General features: G+C 63.6%; 25 protein-coding genes. 19 read left to right on the top strand and 6 right to left on the bottom strand.

Going from position 1 to position 23793, the window contains the following annotated elements:
* Nucleotides 1–11 precede the first annotated feature (11 nt).
* On the bottom strand, nucleotides 12–1226 hold the full coding sequence (locus DXH78_RS12050; RefSeq protein ID WP_115517262.1) for an NADP-dependent isocitrate dehydrogenase: 1215 nt from the start codon (nucleotides 1224–1226) through the stop codon (nucleotides 12–14).
* A gap of 35 nt (nucleotides 1227–1261) precedes the next feature.
* Here DXH78_RS12050 and DXH78_RS20005 point away from each other — a divergent pair, with 35 nt between their 5' ends.
* From DXH78_RS20005 to DXH78_RS12060, 3 genes are read left to right on the top strand one after another with little or no spacing between them, the layout of a single operon-like run.
* Nucleotides 1262–1474: a hypothetical protein gene (locus tag DXH78_RS20005; RefSeq protein ID WP_210209542.1), complete on the top strand. Its 213-nt coding sequence runs from the start codon at nucleotides 1262–1264 to the stop codon at nucleotides 1472–1474.
* A gap of 27 nt (nucleotides 1475–1501) precedes the next feature.
* Nucleotides 1502–1990 (top strand): peptidase associated/transthyretin-like domain-containing protein, encoded by a 489-nt coding sequence (locus DXH78_RS12055; RefSeq protein ID WP_115517263.1) that lies wholly within the window; start codon nucleotides 1502–1504, stop codon nucleotides 1988–1990.
* Nucleotides 1991–2006: 16 nt separating this feature from the next.
* Nucleotides 2007–2606 (top strand): ferric reductase-like transmembrane domain-containing protein, encoded by a 600-nt coding sequence (locus DXH78_RS12060; RefSeq protein WP_115517264.1) that lies wholly within the window; start codon nucleotides 2007–2009, stop codon nucleotides 2604–2606.
* A 37-nt stretch (nucleotides 2607–2643) separates the two neighbouring features.
* Here DXH78_RS12060 and DXH78_RS12065 read toward each other — a convergent pair whose 3' ends face one another.
* On the bottom strand, nucleotides 2644–4866 hold the full coding sequence (locus DXH78_RS12065) for an NADP-dependent isocitrate dehydrogenase (RefSeq protein WP_115517265.1): 2223 nt from the start codon (nucleotides 4864–4866) through the stop codon (nucleotides 2644–2646).
* Nucleotides 4867–5017: 151 nt separating this feature from the next.
* Between DXH78_RS12065 and DXH78_RS12070 the strand changes: the two genes are divergently transcribed.
* The 3 genes from DXH78_RS12070 (at nucleotide 5018) to DXH78_RS12080 (ending at nucleotide 7845) form a co-directional block, all read left to right on the top strand.
* The gene (locus tag DXH78_RS12070; RefSeq protein ID WP_115517266.1) at nucleotides 5018–6238 is read left to right on the top strand and encodes a TrmJ/YjtD family RNA methyltransferase; all 1221 of its coding nucleotides are present in this window, start codon (nucleotides 5018–5020) and stop codon (nucleotides 6236–6238) included.
* A 57-nt stretch (nucleotides 6239–6295) separates the two neighbouring features.
* Nucleotides 6296–6919 (top strand): TetR/AcrR family transcriptional regulator, encoded by a 624-nt coding sequence (locus tag DXH78_RS12075; protein WP_488225868.1) that lies wholly within the window; start codon nucleotides 6296–6298, stop codon nucleotides 6917–6919.
* Between the two features lie 65 nt (nucleotides 6920–6984).
* On the top strand, nucleotides 6985–7845 hold the full coding sequence (locus DXH78_RS12080; RefSeq protein ID WP_115517871.1) for a DMT family transporter: 861 nt from the start codon (nucleotides 6985–6987) through the stop codon (nucleotides 7843–7845).
* Here DXH78_RS12080 and DXH78_RS12085 read toward each other — a convergent pair.
* Together DXH78_RS12085 and DXH78_RS12090 are read right to left on the bottom strand one after the other, a co-directional pair.
* On the bottom strand, nucleotides 7842–8639 hold the full coding sequence (locus tag DXH78_RS12085) for an HpcH/HpaI aldolase family protein (RefSeq protein WP_115517267.1): 798 nt from the start codon (nucleotides 8637–8639) through the stop codon (nucleotides 7842–7844). The genes DXH78_RS12080 and DXH78_RS12085 overlap by 4 nt on opposite strands.
* Nucleotides 8640–8655: 16 nt before the next feature.
* Nucleotides 8656–8970 (bottom strand): DUF1476 domain-containing protein, encoded by a 315-nt coding sequence (locus DXH78_RS12090; RefSeq protein ID WP_115517268.1) that lies wholly within the window; start codon nucleotides 8968–8970, stop codon nucleotides 8656–8658.
* A gap of 258 nt (nucleotides 8971–9228) precedes the next feature.
* Between DXH78_RS12090 and purC the strand changes: the two genes are divergently transcribed.
* The 8 genes from purC to DXH78_RS12130 all read left to right on the top strand — a co-directional run bounded on the left by purC (nucleotide 9229) and on the right by DXH78_RS12130 (nucleotide 17445).
* Nucleotides 9229–10026: a phosphoribosylaminoimidazolesuccinocarboxamide synthase gene (gene purC / locus DXH78_RS12095; RefSeq protein ID WP_115517269.1), complete on the top strand. Its 798-nt coding sequence runs from the start codon at nucleotides 9229–9231 to the stop codon at nucleotides 10024–10026.
* Nucleotides 10027–10181: 155 nt separating this feature from the next.
* Nucleotides 10182–10424, top strand: a complete 243-nt coding sequence (gene purS, locus DXH78_RS12100; protein WP_115517270.1) for a phosphoribosylformylglycinamidine synthase subunit PurS — start codon at nucleotides 10182–10184, stop codon at nucleotides 10422–10424.
* 16 nt (nucleotides 10425–10440) lie between these two features.
* On the top strand, nucleotides 10441–11142 hold the full coding sequence (gene purQ / locus DXH78_RS12105; RefSeq protein ID WP_115517271.1) for a phosphoribosylformylglycinamidine synthase subunit PurQ: 702 nt from the start codon (nucleotides 10441–10443) through the stop codon (nucleotides 11140–11142).
* A gap of 188 nt (nucleotides 11143–11330) precedes the next feature.
* A complete protein-coding gene (purL, locus tag DXH78_RS12110) occupies nucleotides 11331–13541 on the top strand; it encodes a phosphoribosylformylglycinamidine synthase subunit PurL (protein WP_115517272.1) in 2211 nt (736 codons plus the stop codon).
* A 71-nt stretch (nucleotides 13542–13612) separates the two neighbouring features.
* Nucleotides 13613–14077 (top strand): Rrf2 family transcriptional regulator, encoded by a 465-nt coding sequence (locus DXH78_RS12115; RefSeq protein WP_115517273.1) that lies wholly within the window; start codon nucleotides 13613–13615, stop codon nucleotides 14075–14077.
* A complete protein-coding gene (locus DXH78_RS12120; RefSeq protein WP_115517274.1) occupies nucleotides 14067–14960 on the top strand; it encodes an NAD(P)/FAD-dependent oxidoreductase in 894 nt (297 codons plus the stop codon). The genes DXH78_RS12115 and DXH78_RS12120 overlap by 11 nt, the downstream gene beginning before the upstream one ends.
* Nucleotides 14957–15649 carry a class I SAM-dependent methyltransferase gene (locus DXH78_RS12125; RefSeq protein WP_115517275.1) on the top strand — a complete coding sequence of 231 codons (693 nt, stop codon included), beginning with the start codon at nucleotides 14957–14959 and terminating at the stop codon, nucleotides 15647–15649. Before DXH78_RS12120 ends, DXH78_RS12125 begins: the two co-directional genes overlap by 4 nt.
* A 341-nt stretch (nucleotides 15650–15990) precedes the next feature.
* Nucleotides 15991–17445 (top strand): methyl-accepting chemotaxis protein, encoded by a 1455-nt coding sequence (locus DXH78_RS12130; RefSeq protein WP_168192789.1) that lies wholly within the window; start codon nucleotides 15991–15993, stop codon nucleotides 17443–17445.
* 14 nt (nucleotides 17446–17459) lie between these two features.
* On the opposite strand, the gene DXH78_RS19900 is transcribed toward DXH78_RS12130, so the two are convergent.
* The gene (locus DXH78_RS19900) at nucleotides 17460–18365 is read right to left on the bottom strand and encodes a cysteine rich repeat-containing protein (protein ID WP_115517277.1); all 906 of its coding nucleotides are present in this window, start codon (nucleotides 18363–18365) and stop codon (nucleotides 17460–17462) included.
* A gap of 198 nt (nucleotides 18366–18563) precedes the next feature.
* On the opposite strand from DXH78_RS19900, the gene DXH78_RS12140 reads away from it, so the two are divergent.
* The 5 genes from DXH78_RS12140 to DXH78_RS12165 all read left to right on the top strand — a co-directional run bounded on the left by DXH78_RS12140 (nucleotide 18564) and on the right by DXH78_RS12165 (nucleotide 22680).
* A complete protein-coding gene (locus DXH78_RS12140) occupies nucleotides 18564–18794 on the top strand; it encodes a BolA family protein (protein ID WP_115517278.1) in 231 nt (76 codons plus the stop codon).
* Between the two features lie 189 nt (nucleotides 18795–18983).
* On the top strand, nucleotides 18984–19316 hold the full coding sequence (grxD, locus tag DXH78_RS12145; protein ID WP_115517279.1) for a Grx4 family monothiol glutaredoxin: 333 nt from the start codon (nucleotides 18984–18986) through the stop codon (nucleotides 19314–19316).
* 681 nt (nucleotides 19317–19997) lie between these two features.
* On the top strand, nucleotides 19998–20318 hold the full coding sequence (locus DXH78_RS12155; RefSeq protein WP_115517281.1) for a DMT family transporter: 321 nt from the start codon (nucleotides 19998–20000) through the stop codon (nucleotides 20316–20318).
* 75 nt (nucleotides 20319–20393) lie between these two features.
* Nucleotides 20394–21887 (top strand): amidase, encoded by a 1494-nt coding sequence (locus DXH78_RS12160; RefSeq protein ID WP_115517282.1) that lies wholly within the window; start codon nucleotides 20394–20396, stop codon nucleotides 21885–21887.
* 526 nt (nucleotides 21888–22413) lie between these two features.
* A complete protein-coding gene (locus DXH78_RS12165; protein WP_115517283.1) occupies nucleotides 22414–22680 on the top strand; it encodes a hypothetical protein in 267 nt (88 codons plus the stop codon).
* Nucleotides 22681–22846: 166 nt separating this feature from the next.
* Here the strand turns inward: DXH78_RS12165 and DXH78_RS12170 are convergent, their stop codons facing one another.
* Entirely contained in the window at nucleotides 22847–23764 is a 918-nt protein-coding gene (locus DXH78_RS12170) for an MBL fold metallo-hydrolase (protein ID WP_115517284.1), read from the bottom strand.
* Between the last annotated feature and the right edge of the window lie 29 nt (nucleotides 23765–23793).

Consider the following 23793-nt stretch of genomic DNA (forward strand, 5'->3'; position numbering starts at 1 on the left):
AGGACGATGGCTTACGCCGCCATCGCCTTCTTCAGGTTGTCGTCGATCTTGTCGAGGAACCCGGTGGTCGACAGCCACTTCTGATCGGGACCGACGAGCAAGGCCAGGTCCTTGGTCATGAAGCCGGCTTCGACGGTGTCGACGCAGACCTTCTCCAGCGTCAGAGAAAACGTCATCAGCGCGTCGTTGCCGTCGAGCTTGGCGCGATGGGCGAGGCCGCGGGTCCAGGCGAAGATCGAGGCGATCGAGTTCGTGGACGTCGCTTGGCCCTGCTGATGCTGGCGGTAGTGCCGCGTCACGGTGCCATGCGCGGCCTCGGCTTCGACCACCTTGCCGTCCGGCGTCAGCAGCACGGAGGTCATCAGGCCGAGCGAGCCGAAGCCCTGCGCCACCGTGTCGGACTGCACATCGCCGTCATAGTTCTTGCAGGCCCAGACATAGCCGCCCGACCACTTCAGCGCCGAGGCGACCATGTCGTCGATCAGGCGGTGCTCGTACCAGATCTTCTTGTCGGCGAACTTGGCCTTGAATTCGGCGTCGAACACCTCCTGGAAGATGTCCTTGAAGCGGCCGTCATACTGCTTGAGGATGGTGTTCTTGGTCGACAGATAGAGCGGATAGCCGCGGTCGAGCGCATAATTCATCGAGGCGCGGGCGAAATCGCGGATCGAGTCGTCGAGGTTGTACATCGCCATGGCGACACCGGCATCCGGCGCCTTGAATACTTCCTTCTCGATCACCTTGCCGTCATTGCCGACGAACTTCATCGACAGCGTGCCCGCCGACGGAAACTTGAAGTCGGTGGCGCGGTACTGATCGCCATAGGCATGGCGGCCGATGATGATCGGCTGCGTCCAGCCGGGCACCAGGCGCGGCACGTTCTTGCAGATGATCGGTTCGCGGAAGATGGTGCCGCCCAGGATGTTGCGGATGGTGCCGTTCGGGCTCTTCCACATTTCCTTGAGGTTGAACTCCTTCACGCGCGCTTCGTCCGGCGTGATGGTGGCGCACTTGACCGCGACGCCGACTTCCTTGGTCTTGTTGGCGGCGTCGATGGTGATCTGGTCGGCGGTTTCGTCGCGCTTCTCGATGCTCAGATCGTAGTAGAGCAGGTCGATGTCCAGATAAGGATGGATCAGCTTGTCCTTGATGAGCTGCCAGATGATGCGGGTCATTTCGTCGCCATCCATCTCGACGACGGGATTTTTCACTTTGATCTTGGCCATATGAGTGAATTACCTTTCGAGGACCGGCATCGGCAATGCTGCTTCGACGGCTCTATAACATCGACTTTTCCGCCATCAAAGCCGCACCGTTTCATGGACTTAAGTTGCACCCAGGCGAAACTGTAGCGCTGCCGGCACATCGCGGCCTTGCGCGCCGGCCCGGCAAACCCGTTCACGAAACTGTCACTGCGAGCCGTGGCGCGCTTTCTTCCGTGAACTGGAAAATGGCCGCAATCGCGGTACATTGATGGGGCGAACCGGAAGGAGGAATTGCCATGATCGACGTCGCACTCAACCGCCGCAGCCTCCTCGCCGCAGCCGGCCCCGTTCTGGCGGTCGGGGCTTTCGGGCTGGTGATGCCGGCCCGCGCACAGGGCCTTGCACCGACCCAGTCGATGTCGGGCGGCGCCAACAATTACCAGAAGGGCGCGCCGGTCGTGAACCGGATCGGCAAGGGCGGCTTCTGGATGACGGGCACTGTCCGCCGCGCCGGCGACGGGGCGCCGCTGGCCGGGCAACGCATTCAGATCTGGGCGCATACCGTCGAGGGGCGCGAGGAAGATCAGCGCAGCCACGGTGCGACGCTGACCGACAAGAATGGCGCGTTCCGGCTCGAAATGCCGCAGATCATTCCCATCTTCGGCCAACCGCACGGCCACCTTGCTTATGACAGCGGCGAATTCAAAACGGTGTTTCTGCGTCCCGTGATGCGCAGCGCGAAGGACACCGGCCTCGAGGCGCATTTCATTCTTCAGCCGGCCTGACATTGGGAATGAGGCAATGAGATGGGCCCGGGTGAGCCTGATCTGGGCCGCTCTGATTGCCGCCATTGGTGTGCCGGCCGCTTTGGCCGCGGCAAGCCCGCAGCTTGAATGGCGCGACGCTATCTATATCGCGGCCGGCTTCGCTGGGATCGTCGCACTGGGGCTGTTGCTCGTTCAGCCGCTGCTGATCGCCGGATACTTGCCGGGACTATCGGCTTACCGAGCGCGGCGCGTGCATCATTGGATCGGCGGCGCGCTGGTCGCGGCATTGATCGTTCACGTCGCGGGGCTTTGGATCACCAGCCCGCCGGACATGATCGACGCGCTGCTGTTTCGCTCGCCGACGCCGTTCTCTCCCTTCGGTGTGATCGCGTTCTGGGCCGTCGCCGCGGTGGCGGTGCTGGCCTTGTTCCGCCGCCGGCTGGGTTTGCGAACCTGGCGCGTCGTTCACATGTCGCTCGCGGCGGTCATCGTCGCCGGCAGCGTGGTCCATGCCGTGCTGATCGAAGGCACGATGGAGACGATTTCGAAAGCGGCTTTGTGCGCGCTGGTCGTCGCGGCGGCCTTCAAGGTCATGACCGACCTGTGGATGCGAAGAAAGCGGACGCTTTCGTAGGGTGGGCTAAGCGAAGCGAGCCCACCCTACGGTTTCCTTACAGCGTGGCGAGCGCCGCGTTCAACGTGGCGCTCGGCCGCATCGCCGCCGACGTCTTGGTCGTGTCGGGCAGGTAGTAGCCGTCCGTATCCACCGGCTTGCCTTGGGCGGCGAGCAGCTCCGCGTTGATCTTGTCTTCTTCGGCCGCCAGCTTCTCCGCCAGCGGCTTGAAGCGCGCGGCAAGGCCGGAGCTATTGTCGCGCCGCGCCAGCGCCTTGGCCCAATAGAGCGCGAGGTAGAAATGGCTGCCGCGATTGTCCAGTTCGCCCACTTTGCGCGCCGGCGAGCGGTTGTGCTCAAGGATCTGGCTGTTGGCCTCGTCGAGCGTCTCGGCCAGGACTTTTACGTCCTCATTGCCGCTGACCTGCGCGAGGTGTTCGAGCGAGGCGCCGAGCGCCAGGAATTCACCCAGCGAATCCCAGCGCAGATAGCCTTCGCCTTTGAACTGCTCGACATGCTTGGGCGCCGAGCCGCCGGCGCCGGTCTCGAACAGCCCGCCGCCATTCAGCAGCGGAACGATCGACAGCATCTTGGCCGACGTGCCGAGCTCCATGATCGGGAACAGGTCGGTGAGATAGTCGCGCAGCACGTTGCCGGTGACGGAGATCGTGTCCTGGCCCTTGCGAATGCGCTCGAGCGAGAACTTCGTCGCCTCGACCGGCGGCATGATGCGGATGTCGAGCCCCTTGGTGTCCTCGTTCTTCAGGTACTTCTCGACCTTGGCGATCAGCTGCGCGTCGTGCGCGCGTTTGGCATCGAGCCAGAACACCGCCGGGGTGTTGGTCAGACGCGCGCGGCGCACCGCGAGCTTGACCCAATCCTGGATCGGCGCGTCCTTGACCTGGCACATGCGGAAGATATCGCCGGCCTCGACTTTCTGAGTCAGCAGGACTTTGCCGTCCTCGGCGACCACGTTGACCGTGCCGTCGGCAGGAATGCGGAAGGTCTTGTCGTGCGAGCCGTATTCTTCGGCCGCCTGCGCCATCAGGCCGACGTTCGGCACGCTGCCCATTGTCTTCGGATCGAATGCGCCGTTGGCCTTGCAGTCGTCGATGACGGCCTGGAACAGCGTCGCGTAGCAACGGTCCGGGATCGCGGCGATGCAGTCGTGCAGCTTGCCGTCGGCGCCCCACATCTTGCCCGACTCCCGGATCATCGCCGGCATCGACGCGTCCACGATCACGTCGGAGGGTACGTGCAGGTTGGTGATGCCCTTGTCGGAATTGACCATGGCGAGGCCCGGCCGCTTGGCGTATTCGGCCTCGATGTCAGCCTTGATCGCGGCCTTCTCGGCTTCGGGCAAGGTTTCAATTCTGGTCATCATGTCGCTGACGCCCAGGTCGGGATTGACGCCGAGCTTGGTCAGGGTTGCGCTATGCTTCTTGAAGACGTCGGCGAAGAACACCGATATGCAGTGTCCGAACAGGATGGGATCGGAGATCTTCATCATGGTCGTCTTGACGTGCAGCGAGAACAGGATGCTGTCCTTCTTCGCTGACTCGATCGCGTCGGCATAGAACGCGTCGAGCGCCTTGACGTTCATCACCGAGCAATCGATCACTTCGCCGGCCTGAAGCGGCGTCTTCGCCTTTAGCACCGTTGCCGTGCCGTCTTTGCCGACGAATTCGATCTTGGCATTGGTCGCCGCCGCAACGGTGGTCGCGACTTCCGAACCATAGAAGTCGCCGCCTGACATGTGCGCCACGCGGGTTTTCGAATCCTTGCTCCACGCGCCCATCTTGTGCGGATGACTGCGCGCATAGGCCTTGACGGCGCCAGCGGCGCGGCGGTCGGAGTTGCCCTCGCGCAGCACCGGATTGACAGCGCTGCCCAGCACCTTGCCGTAGCGGGCGCGGATTTCCTTGTCGGCGGGCGTCGCATCGCTGTCGGGATAGTTGGGGACGTCGTAGCCTTTGCTCTGAAGCTCCTTGATCGCGGCTTTGAGCTGCGGGATCGAGGCGGAAATATTGGGGAGCTTGATGATGTTGGCTTCCGGCTTCATCGCCAGCTTGCCGAGTTCGGCGAGCTCGTCGTTGATTTTCTGCTCGGGCTTCAGCTTCTCAGGGAAGTTGGCGAGGATACGGCCGGCCAGCGAAATGTCCTTGAGCTTCACGGACACGCCGGCGGCGCCGACGAAGGCCTTCACGATTGGCAGCAGGGAGTAAGTGGCAAGCGCCGGGGCCTCATCGACCTTGGTCCACATGATTTCGAGATTTGACATACCTGCACCTCTGGTCGCCGGCCGATGGGATTTGAGCGCGCCCTATAGCATCCGCGCTCCGCCCGAGGAAAGCCTCGCCCGGCCAGGGTTTTCCCCCGAGCTTTCGCGCCTCACGGGAGGGGGCTATAGAGCCGGAAACGGAGCCTTATCAATGCCCGGAGCCGGGACCGACAAGACCAAGCGCTGGATCGAACGCCCGGGCCCTGTGGTGGTGCTGGTCGAGCCTCAGATGGGCGAGAACATCGGCGCGGCGGCGCGCGCCATGGCCAATTTCGGCCTCGGCCGCCTGCGGCTGGTGAAGCCGAAGCAGGGCTGGCCGAACGAGAAAGCGGTCGTCATGGCCGCCGGCGCCACCCGCGTGCTCGACGGCGCGCAGCTTTTCGAGACGCTGGAGGAGGCGGTGGCCGACTGCTCCTTCGTGCTGGCGACCACCGCACGCCACCACGACCAATTGAAGCCGATCATCGACGCCCAGCAGGCGGCAGCCGAGGTCGCGCCGCGCGTTGCCGCCGGCGATACCGTCGCGCTGGTATTCGGCCGGGAGCGCAACGGGCTGGAGAACCACGAGGTCGGGCTCGCCGATCGTATCGTGACGCTGCCGGTCAATCCGGCCTTTGCCTCCCTCAACCTGGCGCAGGCGGTGATCGTCGTCGCCTATGAGTGGTTCAAGCTCGCAGGCAGCGATGCGGTGCGCGAGGACGAGCCGCGGCGGTCGCCGCCGGTCGGCAAGCAGCAGCTCGGCGCGTTCTTCCGCGATCTCGAGCGCGAGCTGGAGAAGGTCGAGTTCTTCCGCCCCGCCGAGAAGCGCGAGACCATGGTCATCAACCTGCGCAACATCTTCACGCGCATGGAGCTGACGCAACAGGATACCCGCACGCTGCATGGTGTGATCATGGCGCTCGCCAATGGCCGGAAGGGCCCGGCGCGCGGCGGCACGCTCGATCCGCAAGCGGCGGAGGAATTGCGCGGCCTGATCGCCGATCACAGCGCCGGCCAGATCGCGCAGGAGAGGGCGCCGATCAAGGGGCTGGCGCGGCTGCTGCGGCGTAATCCGACCGAGGCCGAGCGCATATTCTGGAGCGCGCTCACCGGCGACCGGCGCTTTGCCGGGCTGGCTTTCAAGCGGCAGGTGCCGCTCGGTCCGCATATCGGTGACCTGGTTTCGATCCCGCTGCGCTGTGTGATCGAGATCGTTCAAACGAACGAACCGGACATCACGCGGGAACAGCGGCCGGCGCGGCACCAGTGGCTGGCCGAGCGCAACTACCGCGTCATCACCATCGCGGCGGCGGAGGTGGAGAACGACGTCGGCAAGGTGCTGGACGATCTGGCACCGCGCCTCGTGGCGGCGGACGAAGTTCCCCGCGACTGAGGCCGGATTGCCCGCGGCCGGCCAGCCGTCTGGCAATTAGAGACTGATCGGTCTATTATGGTCATCATGAGCCGGCAGACAGCATCGTCCCGGGCGCTGGGGCGCCCGCGAACTTTCGACCCCGAAGCCGCCGTCGAACGCGCGATGAGCGTGTTCTGGACGCGCGGCTATCACGCCACCGCGCTGCCCGACCTTTTGCGTGCGACAAGGCTCTCACGCGGAAGTCTCTATGCCGCCTTCGGCGATAAGCACTCGCTCTTCCTCCGCGCGCTCGACCGCTACATCGCGGATGCGCTGGCGCGAATGGATGATGAGCTGGCCGCCGGCAAAGACCCGGTCGACGGTTTGCGGGCTTATCTTGCGGGCTATGTCGAGCGCACGAGCGGCGCGAAAGGCCGTCGCGGGTGCCTGCTGGTCGCCACCGCCATGGAGCTCGCGGGCAGGGACGCCGACGTTGACCGTCGCGTCGCGGGCTTTTTCAAAGGGATGGAAAGCCGGGTGACGAATGCCCTCTCTCGTGCGCAAGCAGCCGGCAAACTGGCCGCCGGCGTCGAGCCCGCGAGCGCCGCGCGAATTCTGCTCTGTTTCGTGGAAGGCTTGCGCGTGTTTGGCAAAACGGCGCCTTCACACGCTTTTTCAAAAGCAACCGCCGACGCTTTGCTCGATCGCCTGATGAAGTAGCGGGCAGATGCGAAAGCATCGAGCCGCGTCGATATATAGACCAATCGGTCGTGAAGGGGATGCTCATGTCTGCGTTTCAACTGTTTTGCGCTGTGACTGTGCAGTTGCTCTGGGGATTTCAGTTCGTGGTCATTAAAGTCGGCGTGACGGAATTTCCGCCGCTGTTCTTTCTGGCACTGCGCTTCCTGGGCGTCGCGCTTCTGCTGGTGCCGCTTGTGAAGCGGCCGGCGCCCGCGCAGGTCGGCCCGGTCATGGCAATTTCGGTGTTTCTCGGCGGCCTGAACTTCGGGCTCTTTTATGTCGGTCTGCAGCTTGGCTCGGGAAGCATGTCGGCGGTCGCCTACCAGCTCGCGACGCCCTTCACCATTTTACTGGCGTGGCCGCTGCTCGCGGAGCGGCCCTCGCTGGCGTCGGCGGGTGGCGTCGTTTTGGCTTTCGCCGGAGTGATCGTGCTGGCGGCGGCGCCGAATTTAGCCGTCAGCGTGCTGCCGCTCATGTTGGTGGTGGGCGCCGCCTTCGCTTTCGCGGTGTCCAATGTCCTGACGAAGCGCTATGGCCCGTTCGAACCGCTAATGCTCATGGGGTGGACCTCGCTTTTGACCGTGCCGCAGGTCCTGGCCATGTCGTTCGTCCTCGAGCGCGGCCAGATGGCAAGCCTGAGTCTGGCGGATCATCGCGGCTGGTTCGCGCTCGCCTACACGGTTTTCATCGGCGGCATTGTCGGGTTTGGCCTCTGGTTCTGGCTGATTGCCCGCAGTTCGATGAATCGCGTGGCGCCGTTTGGCCTGCTGCTTCCCGTATTCGCCGTGATGTCGAGCGCGTTTTTCCTCGGCGAACCGGTCACGATCCGGTTGGCGGCAGGCGGGTTGCTGGCGATCGCCGGCGTCGCCATCACGCAGTTCAAGCCGGCCCCTCGCAGCGCCTAAAACGCGTCTTTCGCGCCGGAGGCCTTCACCGGCAACTGCTTGAGCGCGGCAGAAGCGCCCTCGCGCACCAGGCTGAAATCGCTGCCCACGGTCATGAAGCGGAAGCCGCGCTTGGCCATGTCGAGGGCGCGCTGCGCGTCGCGGCAATAGATGCCGGGAATCTTGCCGGCCTTGATGGCGGCGGCGCAGATATTGTCGATCGCGGCATTCACTTCGGGCGCTTCGATGTCCTGCGCCTTGCCGGCCGACAGCGAGGTCGACAGGTCATAGGGACCGATGAACAGCGCGTCGATGCCCGGCGTGCCGGCAATGGCTTCGACATTGCGCAGCGCCTCCGGCGTCTCGATCATGGCGAATGTCAGCGTGCCGGTATTGGCCGCGGCGAGGTAGTCGGTCGCCGCCATCTGGCCCTGCAGCATCATCGCGCGCGGCGGCCCGAAGGAGCGCTCGCCCAGCGGTGGATATTTCGCCGCGGCGGCGAACTGCCGCGCGTCATCGGGGTTGTTGATCATCGGCGCGACGATGCCTTCCGCGCCGAAATCGAGCGCGCGGCTCACCATGCCGAAGTCGGCCAGCGGCACGCGCACGAACGGCGCGGCGCCGGCATGGTGCACGGCGCCGATTCCCTCACGCAGCGTGTCGGTATTCCAGAGGCCGTGCTGCGCATCGAGCACCACGGCGGCAAAGCCCTCGCGCGCGATCGTCTCGGCGACGATCGGCGAGCCCATCATGCACCAGCCGGAGTAGACGGTTTCTCCGGCGCGCAGCCGCTGGGCGAGGGAAAAGGCCGGCATCGCCGCGCCCCGCGCCTCAACCGGCCTGGATCTGGGCGACGGCGGTGGCGAGCAGCTCGTTCATCTTCGCACGCACCTGCTGCTCGGTGACGCCTTTGGCTTCCAGGTCCTTGACGACTTTCTTCAAAACGTCGTTGTCGCCGGCTTCCTCGAAATCCGCCAGCACGACTTCCTTGGCGTAGGCGTTGGCGTCGTCGCCCGATTTGCCGAGCAACTCCGCAGCCCACAGGCCGAGCAGCTTGTTGCGCCGGGCCATCGCCTTGAATTGCAATTCCTCGTCATGCGCGAACTTCTTCTCAAAACCTTCTTCGCGCTTGTCGAAAGTGGTCATGCCGCCCTCATGATTGACAGGATATTACCGCGTTTGCATATCGCCCGACCGGGGTCAAGGCAACCTACCAGCCTCCTATTACGGCAAAATTGCGAGGTGGAAAACGCCCTGTCCCGTCGATTGTGCTGCCCGGGGCGTTGGGCTAGGTTGACCCGGTGGCCGAGACGTTTTAGCGCATGCCCACATGAGTTTGCGCTGGATCGAAAAGAACCACAGCCGAGGGTCTTTAAGCGCTTCAACAAGGAACCACGGCACCCCATGGACATTCACAAACCACGGTACATCCCGATGAGCCGACGCCGCCGCATCTACGAAGGCAAGGCGAAGGTCCTCTATGAGGGCCCGGAGCCAGGGACGCTGATTCAGCATTTCAAGGATGACGCGACCGCTTTCAACGCCAAGAAACACGAGGTGATCGAAGGCAAGGGCGTGCTCAACAACCGCATTTCCGAGTACGTCTTCCAGCACCTCAACGATATCGGCGTGCCGACGCATTTCATCCGCCGGCTCAACATGCGCGAGCAGTTGATTCGCGAGGTCGAGATCATTCCGCTCGAGGTGGTGGTGCGCAACGTCGCTGCCGGCTCGCTGTCGACCCGCCTCGGCATCGACGAAGGCACGCAGCTGCCGCGCTCGATCATCGAGTTCTATTACAAGAACGACAAGCTCAACGACCCGATGGTGTCGGAAGAGCACATCACCGCGTTCGGCTGGGCCAGCCCTCAGGAGATCGACGACATCATGGCGCTGGCCATTCGCGTCAACGATTTCCTGTCCGGGCTGTTCCTCGGCGTCGGCATCCGTCTCGTCGATTTCAAGATGGAGACCGGCCGGCTTTGGGAAAACGACGTGATGCGCATCGTCGTTGCCGATGAAATCTCGCCGGATTCGTGCCGGCTGTGGGATATCAAGACCAACGACAAGATGGACAAGGACCGTTTCCGCCGCGACATGGGCGGGCTGGTCGAGGCCTATACCGAGGTCGCCAAGCGCCTCGGCATCGTCGCCGAGGGCGAGCGCCCGCAGGGCACCGGCCCGGTGCTGGTGAAAGGCTGACGTCCTATCCCGGATCAGCGGTGCAGCGCGCCAGCGATGCACCGCTGATCCGGGATCGTTGCGTCACGTGTTCTTGACGGTCCCGGCTCTGCAGCGCATCACTTTCGTGCTGCGCTGCGTCCGGGACAAGTGATTCTCTAGGCAGTCCGACACCCATGAAAGCTCGCGTCACCGTCACCCTGAAATCCGGCGTTCTCGATCCGCAAGGCAAGGCCATCGAGGGCGCGCTGCGCTCGCTCGGTGTCGACGGCGTCGCCTCGGTACGCCAGGGCAAGGTGTTCGACATCGAGCTGGACGGCAGCGACCGCGCCAAGGCCGAGGCGCTGCTCAAGCAGGCGGCCGACAAGCTCTTGGCGAACACGGTGATCGAGAACTACCACGTCGAGGTTCTCGGGTAGGAACGGGAGAGCCTCGATGAAATCCGCCGTCCTCGTCTTCCCGGGTATCAATCGCGAGCGCGACATGGCGCGCACGCTCAGGCTCGTCTCGGGCCAGCAGCCCGCAATGGTCTGGCACACCGAGCACGAGCTGCCGGCGGGCACCGACCTTGTGGTCGTGCCGGGTGGCTTCTCCTATGGCGATTACCTGCGCTGCGGCGCCATTGCCGCGCGCTCCCCGATCATGGACGCGGTGCGCCAATTCGCCGCCAAAGGCGGGCTGGTGCTGGGCGTCTGCAACGGTTTCCAGATCCTGTGCGAATCCGGCCTGCTGCCGGGTGTACTGATGCGCAACGAGAACCTGCGCTTCATCTGCCGCGACGTGTTTCTGAAAGTCGAGCGCTCCGACACGCCGTTCACGCGCGGATACAATGCCGGGCAGGTGGTCCGCGTGCCGGTCGCCCATGGCGAGGGCAATTACATCGCCGACGGTGAGACCATCGCGCGGCTGGAAGGCGAGGGACGGGTGATTTTCCGCTACTCGGGGCCGGACGGCATGATCGACCCGAACTGGAATCACAACGGCGCCATCAACGCCATTGCCGGCATCGTCAACGACGGCGGCAATGTACTCGGCATGATGCCGCACCCGGAAAACCACGTCGAAGCCGAAATCGGCTCGACCGATGGCCGCGGCCTGTTCGCCGGGCTCGCCGAAGTGCTCAAAAGGGCGGCCTGAGGCCGCGCCTGCGGTCGTCCGCCACCCGATTTTTCGACCATTTCCCGCCCACCACACGACTTTTCGACCTCCGGGACGCCGTGGTGCGCAACGCGCCCCGAATTTCCTCTGGAAGCCTCGCATTAGGGTGTCTAAGTCCCGGGGTGTCCGTGCTAGGCAAAAATCCGGCCGCCGTTCCCAGGAATCCCATGCTCGCCAACGACGTTAAAATCACGCCTGAACTCGTTGCCGAACACGGCCTCAAGCCGGACGAGTACCAGCGCATCCTGGATCTGATCGGCCGCGAGCCGACCTTGACCGAACTCGGCATCTTCTCGGCGATGTGGAACGAGCACTGCTCGTACAAGTCCTCGAAGGTTCACCTGCGCGGGCTGCCGACCAAGGCGCCGTGGGTAATCCAGGGCCCGGGCGAGAACGCCGGCGTCATCGACATTGGCGACGGGCTCGCCTGCGTCTTCAAGATGGAGAGCCACAACCATCCGAGCTACATCGAGCCCTATCAGGGCGCGGCGACCGGCGTCGGCGGCATTCTGCGCGACGTGTTCACGATGGGCGCGCGGCCGATCGCCTGCCTTAATGCCTTGAGCTTTGGTGCGCCGGAACATCCCAAGACGCGTCATCTCGTGTCCGGCGTCGTCGCCGGCATCGGCGGCTATGGCAACTCGTTCGGTGTACCGACGGTCGCGGGCTCTGTCCGCTTCCACAAGCGCTATGACGGCAACATCCTCGTCAACGCCATGGCCGTCGGCCTCGCCGAGAAGGACAAGATTTTCTACGCCGCGGCGTCGGGCGTGGGCATGCCGATCGTTTATCTCGGCTCCAAGACCGGCCGCGATGGCATTCACGGCGCGTCGATGGCGTCGGCCGAGTTCGATGACAACAGCGAAGAGAAGCGCCCGACCGTCCAGGTTGGCGATCCCTTCTCGGAGAAGCTGCTGCTCGAAGCCTGCCTCGAAATCATGGCCAAGGACTGCGTCATCGCCATCCAGGACATGGGCGCGGCGGGTCTGACATCGTCCGCGACCGAAATGGGCGCCAAGGGCAATCTCGGCGTCACGCTCGACCTCGACAAGGTGCCGTGCCGTGAAGAGGGCATGACGGCCTATGAGATGATGCTGTCGGAGAGCCAGGAGCGCATGCTCATGGTGCTCAAGCCCGACAAGGAAAAGGAAGCGGAAGCCATCTTCCGCAAATGGGGTCTCGACTTCGCCGTGGTCGGTGAAACCACGCCGACGATGCGGTTCATTGTGAAGCACCACGGCCAGGTGATGGCCGATCTGCCGATCAAGGAACTCGGCGACAGCGCGCCGGAATACAAGCGGCCCTTCGTCAGCCTGGAGAAGCCCGCCGCCATCGACGCCGGCGCCATCGAACCGCCCGGCAGCATTGCCGATGCACTGGAACGGCTCGTCGCCACGCCCGATCTCTGTTCGAAGCGCTGGGTGTGGGAGCAATACGACCACATCATCGGCGGCAACACCGTGCAGCGGCCGGGCGGCGATGCCGCTGTGGTGCGCGTGCTCGACGGGCCCAAGGGTCTCGCACTGACCACCGATGTGACTCCGCGTTACTGCGAGGCCAATCCGTTCGAAGGCGGCAAGCAGGCCGTCGCCGAATGCTGGCGCAATCTGACCGCCGTTGGCGCGACGCCGCTTGCCATCACCGACAATCTCAATTTCGGCAACCCGGAGCGGCCCGAGATCATGGGCCAGTTCGTTGGCTGCGTGCGCGGCATTGCCGAAGCCTGCAAGGCGCTCGATTTCCCGGTCGTGTCCGGCAATGTGTCGCTCTACAACGAGACCAACGGCAAGGCGATCCTGCCGACGCCGTCGATCGGCGGTGTCGGCGTCATCGCCGATTTCAAGAAGAGCGCGTCGCTGGCCTTCAAGAAAGAAGGCGAGGCGATCCTCGTCGTTGGCGAAACCACCGGCTGGCTCGGCCAGTCGATCTGGCTGCGCGAAATTTGCGCCCGCGAAGAGGGGGCGCCGCCGCCGGTCGATCTGATCGAGGAACGCGAGAACGGCGAATTCGTGCGCTCGCTTATTATCGATGGCGCGGCCACCGCCGCGCACGATCTGTCCGATGGCGGGTTGCTGGTTGCGCTGGCCGAGATGGCGATGGCGTCCGGCATCGGCGCCAAGCTCGACGCCGCACCCGACGACGTTCCGGCTCATGCTTACTGGTTCGGCGAAGATCAGGCGCGTTACATCGTGACGGTGCCGGCGCAGGCCGTCGAACTTGTCATGGTGCGGGCGCGCAAAGCCAGTGTGCTCGTGTCACGCATCGGCACGACCGGCGGTGACAAGATTGCGGTCGAGGGCCAGCGCGCACTGGCGGTCGCCGACCTCAACGAGCGCTCCGAAGGCTGGCTGCCCGGCTACATGGCCGGCCGCGACTAGAACACCTTGAAATATCGAGCGTTTCGCGGCGGACCTTGACGTTCGGCCGATCATGTACCATTTGAAGTTACATGAAACGCGACAGTCGATTATCAGGCGTTCTGCATATCCTTTTGCATATGGCGCGGCAGTCGGAACCGCTGACGTCCGAGGCGCTGGCGCGCGCCATGGCCACCAATCCGGCCGTGGTCCGACGCACCATGGCAGGCCTGCGCGATGCGAGGCTGGTTCATTCCGAGAAAGGTCATGGCGGCGGCTGGACCATCGCCCGCGATCCGGCGCGCATCACCTTGCACGACATCTATCTGGCGCTCGGAAAGCCGGACGTTCTGGCGATGTCCAACCGCAACGATGCGCCGGGCTGTCTGGTCGAACAGGCGGTCAACGAGGCGCTGGGCAGCGCCTTTGCCGAAGCCGAAGCCTTGTTGCTGCGCCGTTTCAGCGAAGTGACGCTGGCGCAGCTGAGCGCGAGTTTCGACAGGCGTTTCGCCGAGCGTGGTGCTGATTTTGCGTTGGAGACAATCCATGCCGAGTGACACGATCATCGTCGGTGGCGGCTTTGCCGGTCTGGCAGCGGCGACCTATCTTGGACGCGCCCGACGCAGCGTTGACGTCCTCGATACCGGCAAGCCCCGTAACCGCTTCGCGACCGCCTCGCATGGCTTCCTTGGCCAGGATGGCCAGAGCCCCACGACGATTCTCACAACCGCGCGCGAGCAACTGTCCGCTTATCCGACCGTTCGTGTCAGGAACGCCGAGGCGAGCGAGGTCCAGACCCATGACGACGGCTTTGCTGTGCGGCTGGCGAGCGGTGACACGATCGAAGCCCGCACCTTGATTCTCGCCTTCGGGCTTCGCGATGCGCTGCCCGTCATTCCCGGCCTCGCGGAACGCTGGGGCAAGACGGTGCTTCATTGCCCTTATTGCCACGGTTTCGAATTCAGCGATCGCCCGCTCGGCGTTCTGTACCGCACCGAGATGTCGGTCCATCAGGCGCGGCTGATCGCCGAATGGGGGCCGACGACATTGTTTCTGAACGGGGCCACGCTGCGCCCTGAGGATACCGAAGTTCTGTTGCGTCGTGGCATTGCCATTGAGCCAGAACCCGTCGAGCGCCTCGAAGGCGAGGGCAGTGCATTGTCGGCCGTCAGGCTGAAGGACGGCCGCTTTCACCCGATTGCTGCGCTTTATGTCGCGCCGGAATCCCATCTCTGCAGTCCGCTTGCCGAACAGTTGGGAGTTCAACTGATCGACGGGCCGCTGGGGACCATCATCCAAACCGACGCCAACAAGATGACGTCAGTGACCGGCGTCTATGCGGCCGGCGATATCGCAAGAGTGCCCCATAGCGTCAGTTGGGCGGTGGCTGATGGCGTGACGGCTGGCACGGCCGTTCATCGCGCGCTCGTGTTCGGATGAACATTGTGGATTTGACGACGCCTTTCACGGATCCCGCCGTCGTCGCCGGTTATGCCGAGGGCACGCCGCGACGGGTGCCGGGCTTCGCCGATCTGCATCTGATGACGTTGGTGCTGCTGTCGGAGCGTGCGCCGGACGCCGCGCGCATTCTCGTTCTCGGCGCTGGTGGTGGACTTGAACTGAAGACATTCGCCGCGGCCCGGCCGAACTGGATGTTTGTGGGCGTCGATCCGTCAGGCCCCATGCTCGACCTGGCAAGGCGCACGGTTGGAACTCTGATGCACCAGGTCGAACTGGTGCCCGGCTATGCGGACGACGCACCGCCAGGTCCATTCGATGGTGCGACCTGTCTGCTGACGCTCCACTTTCTGCGCCGGCCGGAGCGTGTGCAGGTTCTGCGGGCGTTGCATCGGCGGTTGAAGCCGGGCGCTCCGCTGGTCGTGGCGCATCACAGCGCGCCGGAGGGTGACACGCCCGAGCGCTGGCTGACACGATCGGTGGCCTTTGCCGCCGGCGCTAAGGTCGACGCCACGACGGCATCCGCCGCGACGATGGCTCAACATCTGCCGCTTCTGTCCGCCGGCGAGGAAGAGGCCGTTCTGACGGAAGCAGGGTTCGCCGAGGTATCCTTGTTTTATGCCGGCTTTTCGTTCCGCGGCTGGGTCGCTGTGGCAGGACCCGCCGAATAACTGTCCATTCGGGCGTGAACGCAGCGAAGGCGGGTTGCCGGGTTCAATGGCCGGTCAGGGCTGATGGCCCATAAGTCAAATTAATAACTTCGGGCGCCCGCCGGGTATGGCGACCGCTGAACGGCATAATATTTATTTAGTTTATCATCCCACTCAACGATTTCGCAGGGCGAGACAGGTAATTTGTTTTTTATGCTGGTGCCGCCTTTTTGCGTGCGCCGAACGATATTTTTTCCGCCGGACCCCGGTTGGTCCTGTCCGAAACGCTGTTTTGACGCTCCGGAACAAACATGACCGCAACTGCCATGGCGCCCCGCCGCACCTTTCGTTTGCTCAGCCGTATGAATTTGACATCCCGCCTGACGCTGATGGCCATTCTGACCATGGCGATTGCGGTCGGTATTTCGCTGTGGACCTCGATGTCCATCACCAGCGGTGAGATGTATCGGCGCGCGCAGACCGCGCTCGACATCAACATCAAGCTGCTCGACAGCGCGCTGACGGCCTATGGCCCGGCGCGCCGCGATGGCGACAAGCTCTATTTCGGCAATACGCTGATCAACAACAATTTCGAGGCGGTCGATCGCGTCAAGTCGATTGCCGGTGGCACCGCTACGGTGTTCATGGGCGACCTGCGCGTTGCCACCAATGTCGCCAAGCCCGACGGCTCGCGCGCGGTCGGCACCAAGCTGGCGCAAGGTCCGGCCTATGACACGGTGTTCAACAAGCGCCAGACCTATCGCGGCGAAGCCAATATTCTTGGCGAAAACTATCTCACGGTTTATCAGCCGATCGTCAGCGGCAACGAGGTGCTCGGCATTGCCTATGTCGGCGTCAAGAAGGCCGAGTTCTTTACGGTGCTGGAACAACTGATGTGGACGAGCCTCATTGGCGGTCTTGTCGTGATCGTTCTTGCCGGCGCCGCGATGTTCTTCCTGGTGCGGCGTATCTTTGCGCCGGTTGGCATCATCTGCCGCGATCTCGTGGCCATGGCGATGGAAGCATCGGGTCGCACGATCGACGCCAAACATCTCAGCCAGATCGAGGAAATGCACGAGGCGGTGACCCTGCTCGGCGAGGCGACGCGCGCCAAGCAGGCGGCGGAAGCCGAGGCCGCCGCCTTGCGCGAGCGGGTCGATGCCCAGCGCCGCCGGCGCGGCGAGCAAGCCGCCGTCGCTGCCGAAGATCGCTCGCGCGCCGTTCAGGAGCGGGTTCGCGCCATGGATGAAATTTCATCCACGGTGAAGAAGAATGCCGGCGAGGCCGCCGAGGCCGACCGCGTCGCCACCTCAACCTGCGATGTCGCCGACCGCAGCGGCCAGATTGTCGCGCAGGCGATCGAGGCCATGTCGCGCATCGAGGAATCCTCGAACAAGATTTCCGATATCATCTCGGTGATCGACGAGATCGCGCGCCAGACCAATCTCCTGGCGCTCAACGCCGCGGTGGAAGCGGCGCGCGCTGGCGAGGCGGGCCGCGGTTTCGCCGTGGTCGCCACCGAGGTGCGCAGCCTGGCGCAGCGCTCGTCGCAGGCCGCCAAGGACATCAAGCAGCTCATCGTGTCGTCGTCGGACCGCGTCAAGCAGGGCGTCGGGCTGGTCAACAGCGCCGGCTCGTCGCTGTCCGAGATCGTCGAGCAGATCCGCAAGGTGGCGGGCATCGTGTCCGGCATCGCGGTGGCCAACAACGAGCAGGCGGCCGGCCTCGAGCAGATCAACCGCACGCTGGTGCAGCTCGACGAGGCATCGGGTGGTGCCGCCGCGTGGGACGCGGATGAGGAAGCGATGGCCGCCTGAGCGGCCATCCGGCGTCAGCGGATCGGCGCGGTGCCCTTGAGCGCCGCCTTGCAGAGCGGCGCCAATTTGTCCTCGTTGGCCTGCAGGCAGGCGATCTTCTGACCGTCGCCGACGCCGGTGTCGCGGCAGCGCCGCACCAGATCGCGCAGGCAGGCGCGGCCGATCACCGCGGTCATCACCACCGGCGCGTTCGGCCGCTGTGTAACCGGTGCCGTGGGTGCCGTGGGTCCGCTGTCCGCGACATCCGCCACCGCCGTCTTGCAGTTCGGCGATAGTTTGGTGGCATTGCGTTGCAGGCAGGCTATGGCGTCAGCGCCGCCAAGCGGGACGCCTTTGCAGTTGCGGGAGAAGTCACCCCGACAGGTGTTCTTGATGGCGTTCATCTGCGCCGCGGTCGGCGGGGGCGGAGCATCGGCAACGGGAGCTGGCGGCATGGCGGCCTGCTGTGGCGGCGCAACGGGCTTTGCCGGGGCCGGTGGGGTGGCAGCCCGGGCGGCGGGAATTGCCGCAGGCTTTGCAGCCGGCATGGCCGCTGCCGGCGGCTTGGCGGTCACGATGGCGGGTGCCGCTGTAGGTGCCGGCGGCGGTGCTGCGGGCGCGGCGATGGCCGGTTGAGGTGGGGACGGCGGTGCTGCCGCGGCTGCAGGAGCGGGCTTCGGCAGAGTGGCGCTCACGGCGGACTGGCAAGAAGACGACAGCGAAGCGACGTTCTTCTGCAGGCACTGCAGCGCTTCGGCGCCGCCCGGTTTGACCCCCGAGCACTTCGACATGAAGTCGGAGCGGCAGGACGACCTGATGGCGGCCTGCTGGTCGGGCGTGACCTGGGCCACTGCCCCTTGGCTGAGTGCCAGCGCTGTAAGCGCTGCCAGAACCGCCGAACCCCACACGCGCCGTTTCTTGCCTTTTTCGGTGATCGTCATCGCTCAGCCCCCGCGACAATTTGTGCGAGTATATCAGCGGCCGGCAGCGACGCGAGTTCGACATTTTTTGCGTGCAAACAGCCGGACAAGGGCTGCCCGAGGCGCGCGTGTCGCGTAGTCTGACGGCAATTCATTTTGTTGCGTTTCCGGACGGCGAACGGGCTTTCCTTCGCCGGGAAACGCTCGTGGAGCACGACAATGGCAATGGATGCGGGTGAAATCGAGCGGCTGATCAGGGAAGGGATTCCGGACGCGCAGGTGACAATCCGGGACCTGGCCGGCGACGGCAACCACTATTCAGCCACCGTGCTGGCCCCGTCCTTTGCCGGCAAGACCCGGGTCCAGCAGCATCAACTGGTCTACAATGCGCTCAAGGGCAATATGGGCGGGGTGTTGCACGCACTGGCCCTGCAGACCGGTACGCCCTAAGCGGTAGCGTGTCGCCGGCCGGTCCAAATCTTCCAAAAAGCCCGAATTAACAATCATTTCGTTCCGTTTTCGCCCACCCCCTTGGGGTGGCGGTACGAACTGGGCTACATATATCGACCTCACCGGAACGGCGGTTGGCGATTGACCACAACTGCGCCGGACAACTGGATACACAAGGATTCCGCTGCCATGGGCATCGAGCAGTTCATCGACAACGAAGTGAAGTCCAACGACGTGGTGCTTTTCATGAAGGGCACCCCGCAGTTCCCGCAGTGCGGGTTCTCCGGTCAGGTGGTGCAGATCCTCGACCACCTCGGTGTTGCCTATAAAGGCCTCAATGTTCTGGAGTCGCTGGACCTGCGCGATGGCATCAAGGCCTATTCGAACTGGCCGACCATTCCGCAGCTCTACATCAAGGGCGAGTTCATCGGCGGCTGCGATATCGTGCGTGAGATGTTCCAGGCCGGCGAGTTGCAGCAGGCGTTCAAGGACGCCGGCGTTCCGGTGGCGGCGCAGGCTTAAGCTTCTTGCGTCGGTTTGAGCCGGCGAGCGAAGGCGACAGACCCGGCGCGGTGCGGCCAAACCAGCCGCGCCGCGTCGTTTTGCTTTCAGTGACGCTCAGGCCGTCGCCTCGCGTTCGGCAGAGGGCCGGAACGTTGGCTTCCTCATCGATGAATTAACAACTGCGGCCTCCAAAGCGCTCAACGCCTGCATGATGGTCTGCGTCGGCTGCGCCCGTTCGGCTCGGCTAGTCATCGATGCCTGATCGACGGCTCGCGCTGTCTCAGCTTTCGGCGACGTCTCGGTAAGCGCCATCCTTGCGCTGGACCCGGTCGCGGTCGGGATAGGGCGATGCAGTTAGTTTTTTGTTGCCGGTATTTATAGTACGGGCCGCATACGTACTTCTCCTGAATTTCTAGCCATCGCCGAATGATGCGAGCTTCGTGTTCGCTCGCATGCGGACAACATCGGTGGATGGCTATGAGCATCTCAAGCCGTTGGACGTATTTTTGTAGCGTTTTCACTCCAGCCGCAAATTTATCATCGGTCGCGAAACGGTGCCGTCGCGGGTTGCTGCAGGCGCGCGCCGCGGTTGCGGCCGTTTCTATGTGAGCACCTCAATGCCTCGAAGAGCGACCGTCTTGCTTGTGGCTTTGAGAAGACGCCTGGTTCTCCGAACAATGCAGTGATGTGGAGGCGAGATTGGCCTGGTTATATCTGACTTTCGCGGGGCTCCTGGAGATTGGTTGGCCGGTCGGCCTGAAAATCGCGCAAACGGAAGGTTCGCGCGTGCTCGGCGTCCTGCTTGCACTCGTCTTCATGTTGGGAAGCGGCTTGCTGCTCTGGCTGGCGCAGCGCGAGATTCCAATGGGCACGTCCTATGCGGTTTGGACGGGGATTGGAGCAGCCGGGGCCTTTCTGTACGGCATCGTGTTTTACGGCGATACCGCGACCGTCGGCCGCTTTCTCGGCGTCGGCCTCATTCTTGCTGGCGTTGTTACTCTGAAGCTCGTCCATGAATAACGAACGAGTCAGCACCGGTCTTACCCACATCCTGCCCACTACCCGCTTCCTACCCAAGGCGACGAGGTTACAGCGATGAACAGGCGACAATTCATCCAAGGCGCCGGCACGACGCTCATTGCGTCGGCGGCAGGTTCCGCGACGGCACAGGCCGCACCCGATGAAGCGCTCTGCTACGCCTCGGTCGATGAACTGAAGGCCATGTTTCGGGCGCGAAAGGTTTCGCCAGTCGATGTGTTGAAAGCGCAGATCAGGCGCATCGAGGCCTTAAACCCGAAGGTCAATTGCATTACGTACACTCACTTCGACCAGGCGCTGAAGGAAGCCAAGCAGTCGGAGGAGCGTTATCGGCGTGGCACCGCGAGGCCGCTCGAAGGGATTACGGTCGCCATAAAAGACGAATTCGACCGGCCGGGCTGGCGGACGACCCAGGGCTCGCTCATCTTCAAGGACGCGCCGCCCGCAACGGAAAATGCGGCGATCATCGATTCGCTCGAAGCGGCCGGAGCGATCATGCCGTTTCAGACGACCGTGCCGGAGTTCTACCTGTTCCTCGGCGCGTCGACCCGTGCTTGGGGCACGACCCGCAATCCATGGAATCTCGAATATTCTCCGGGTGGGTCGTCTGCGGGATCGGGTGCGGCGCTGGCCGCTGGCTTCGCGACGCTCGCCACCGGATCCGACATGGGCGGCTCTATCCGAATTCCTGCCTCGCAATGTGGTCTCTACGGCTTCAGGCCGCCGTTCGGACGCGTCGCCAGCGGCGAAGTTCCCATGTCGACCGCGGGCCCGCTCGCACGCCACTTTGACGATCTCGTCCATCTTCAGAATGCGATCGTCGGCCCTTCCGAGAAGGTCATGGCCGCCATCCGGCCTCGTCTCAACTATCCTTCGCGCTACCGGCCTCTTCGGGGGTGGCGCATTGCTGTCGATTGGGGTGCCGGCATTGCGGATACCATTCCGTCGGTCAAGGCGGCCATGCTGCAAGGCATCAAGACACTGCGTGCCGCCGGCTGTGTCGTAGACGAAGTCGACTGCGGCTTCTCGAAGGCGGACAAGCTCGTCTTCGTGCGTGGACTGATGTCGACGTCCATGGGCACTTTGATCGACACTGCCAATGCCCACCGAGATCAGCTCTCGCCCTACATGACGGACATCCTCGACCAGGCCGGTCCGGTCGGGCCGCGTCAGGCGGAAGAAGCCGAAGCGTTAACGGAACGGCTGCACCGGCAGGTCCAGCAGCGGGTGTTCGGGAAAGGCTACCGTATCCTGCTCATGCCGACCGTGGCGACTCCGCTTGTCGGCGCCGACATGTTCAAGAGCAAGGAGAACAAGATTGATGTGTGGACGGGCACCGGCCTGGGATTGGTTCTGACGTGGCACTGGAACCTGTTGAACCGCTATCCCGTCGTCGATGTGCCGCTTGGTGTCGTCGAGGAGCGGATGCCTGCGGGCATGCAGGCGATTGGCCAGAGCTTCACTGATCTGGACGCCTTCCAGTTCGCGTCCAACTGGTCTCGCCTACAGCCGTCGTTGTTCGCCGGCGGACGATTCCCGACCTTTGCCTGAGGCTGTACCGGCGATTGGTGCCATGAATATGCCCAAGGATTCTTGGTCGCTGTCCGACTATGTCAGCACATGTATCAAGGCCACGCAGTGGGGGCAGTCTTCGGTGCGGTGATTTTCGTTGTGCAAGCAGCCGCACAAGAAAAGCAACAGCTCTCCGTTCACGATCTGGCGAAGCTGGTGCAATATCTCCTCGCCGAATCGATCAGCGTTCCCTTTGCGAACGACACCAACTTCCCGCAGGGACCGTACCGCCGAACGGGCAAAGCCGGCTTTCGCCAACCGACCCGCCGGCCTTCGGTACGGGTGACATCGTCCCCATGTTTGCGCTGTCGCCTCGCATCCCGGCAATCTGATCTGGGGCGTCGGCCCGACTTTTTCGCTGCCGACCGCGACCGACAAGAATCTTGCCAGCAGACAATGGGCCGCGGGGCCAGCGGCCGTCGCACTGCTCATGCCCGACCCTTGGGTGTTTGGTCTATTGATCAGCCAGTGGTGGTCCATCGGTCACCCGAGCGGCGATGCGCCTATGAATCGTATCAACGCGCAACTTTTCCTCGTTTACAATTTTCCAGATGGCTGGTTTGTTTCGTCGAGTCCTATCATTACGGCAGACTGGTCGGCAGCATCGCATGATCGCTGGACCGTTCCATTCGGCGGCGAGATCGGTCGTGTTTTTGAAATTAACGGCCAGGCCATGTCCGCGTCGGCCGGCCTTTATTATAATGCGGTGCGTCCCGACAACAGCGCCGAATGGAAAGCGCGCCTCAATCTCACTTTCATATTTCTACACTGAGATCGCGGATGCGTTTGCGATGTTCGAATTTGAGTGCCATCACCGTGCCTTTGAGAGGAGGTAGACGATGTATTTCGAGGTGGCGCGCCGCAAAGCATCGGCAAGGGCTTCGTTAGGGGTACCGGCGTAGAAAAGTCACGGTACCTGGCTAGAACGCGCGCGGCCGTCACACCGCGGCGACGTAGCGATAAGCCCCGGCCTTTCGCTCGACCACGCCCGTGCCCGGATAGGGCAGGTGGAAGCCGATGAGTTTCGCCTTGTCGGCGGCGAGGCGGTCGAGCAGCTTTAACCGCGTCGTGACTGCTTGATCGGGAACGTGATCGGCGGTCGTGCGCCATTCCGGATGGGCAAATGAAATCGCCGGATGCGTCAGGGCATCGCCGGTGACGATCAGATCCTCGCTGCCCTTGAGCGCGAGCGACAGGTGGCCTTGGGTGTGGCCCGGCGTCGAAACAATTTGCAGACCGGGCACGACCTCGTCTCCGTCCTTGATCATGGCGACACGGTCTTTGATCGCGGCGTAATTGCGCCGCGCCCCTGTGACGAAGCCAGCGCGTTCGGCCGGCAGCCCCCGCGTGGCGTTGTCGCCGTGCCAGAAGTCCCATTCCGTCGCGCCGACATAAAATGCGGCATTCGGCAGCATCGGCTCGTCGAACTCGTCGACAGTGCCCCACAGATGATCGGGATGGCCGTGCGTAAAGATCACCTTGGTGACTGTGGCTTTGTCGATGCCGGCAGCCTTGAGATTGTCCCAGACCTTGCCGGCGGTCGGCATGAAGCGGTCGCCCGAGCCCATATCGATAAGAATGAGATCGTTGCCATGCTTGAGAAGCGTGATGTTGGTCGGCGAGTCGTAGCTGGCGCCGGCCTGGCCTGCGGCCTTGAGCAGCGCATCGCGCTGCTCCGGCGCCGCCTCGGGGGCGAGAAAACTGGTCGGCAGGACTAGATGGCCGTCGCTGACGACCATGACCTCGAAGTCGCCATGCTTGAACGCGTGAGGCGGTGCGGCGAATGCCGGGAGTGCATGTACCGCGGCTGAGGCGGCGGTCCCGGCGAGCAGCGCGCGGCGTGTCAGAAGCGTCATGGCAAGGGTCCCGACATATATTCAGGACC

It is taken from the genome of Undibacter mobilis, assembly GCF_003367195.1.
Taxonomy (GTDB): domain Bacteria; phylum Pseudomonadota; class Alphaproteobacteria; order Rhizobiales; family Xanthobacteraceae; genus Pseudolabrys; species Pseudolabrys mobilis.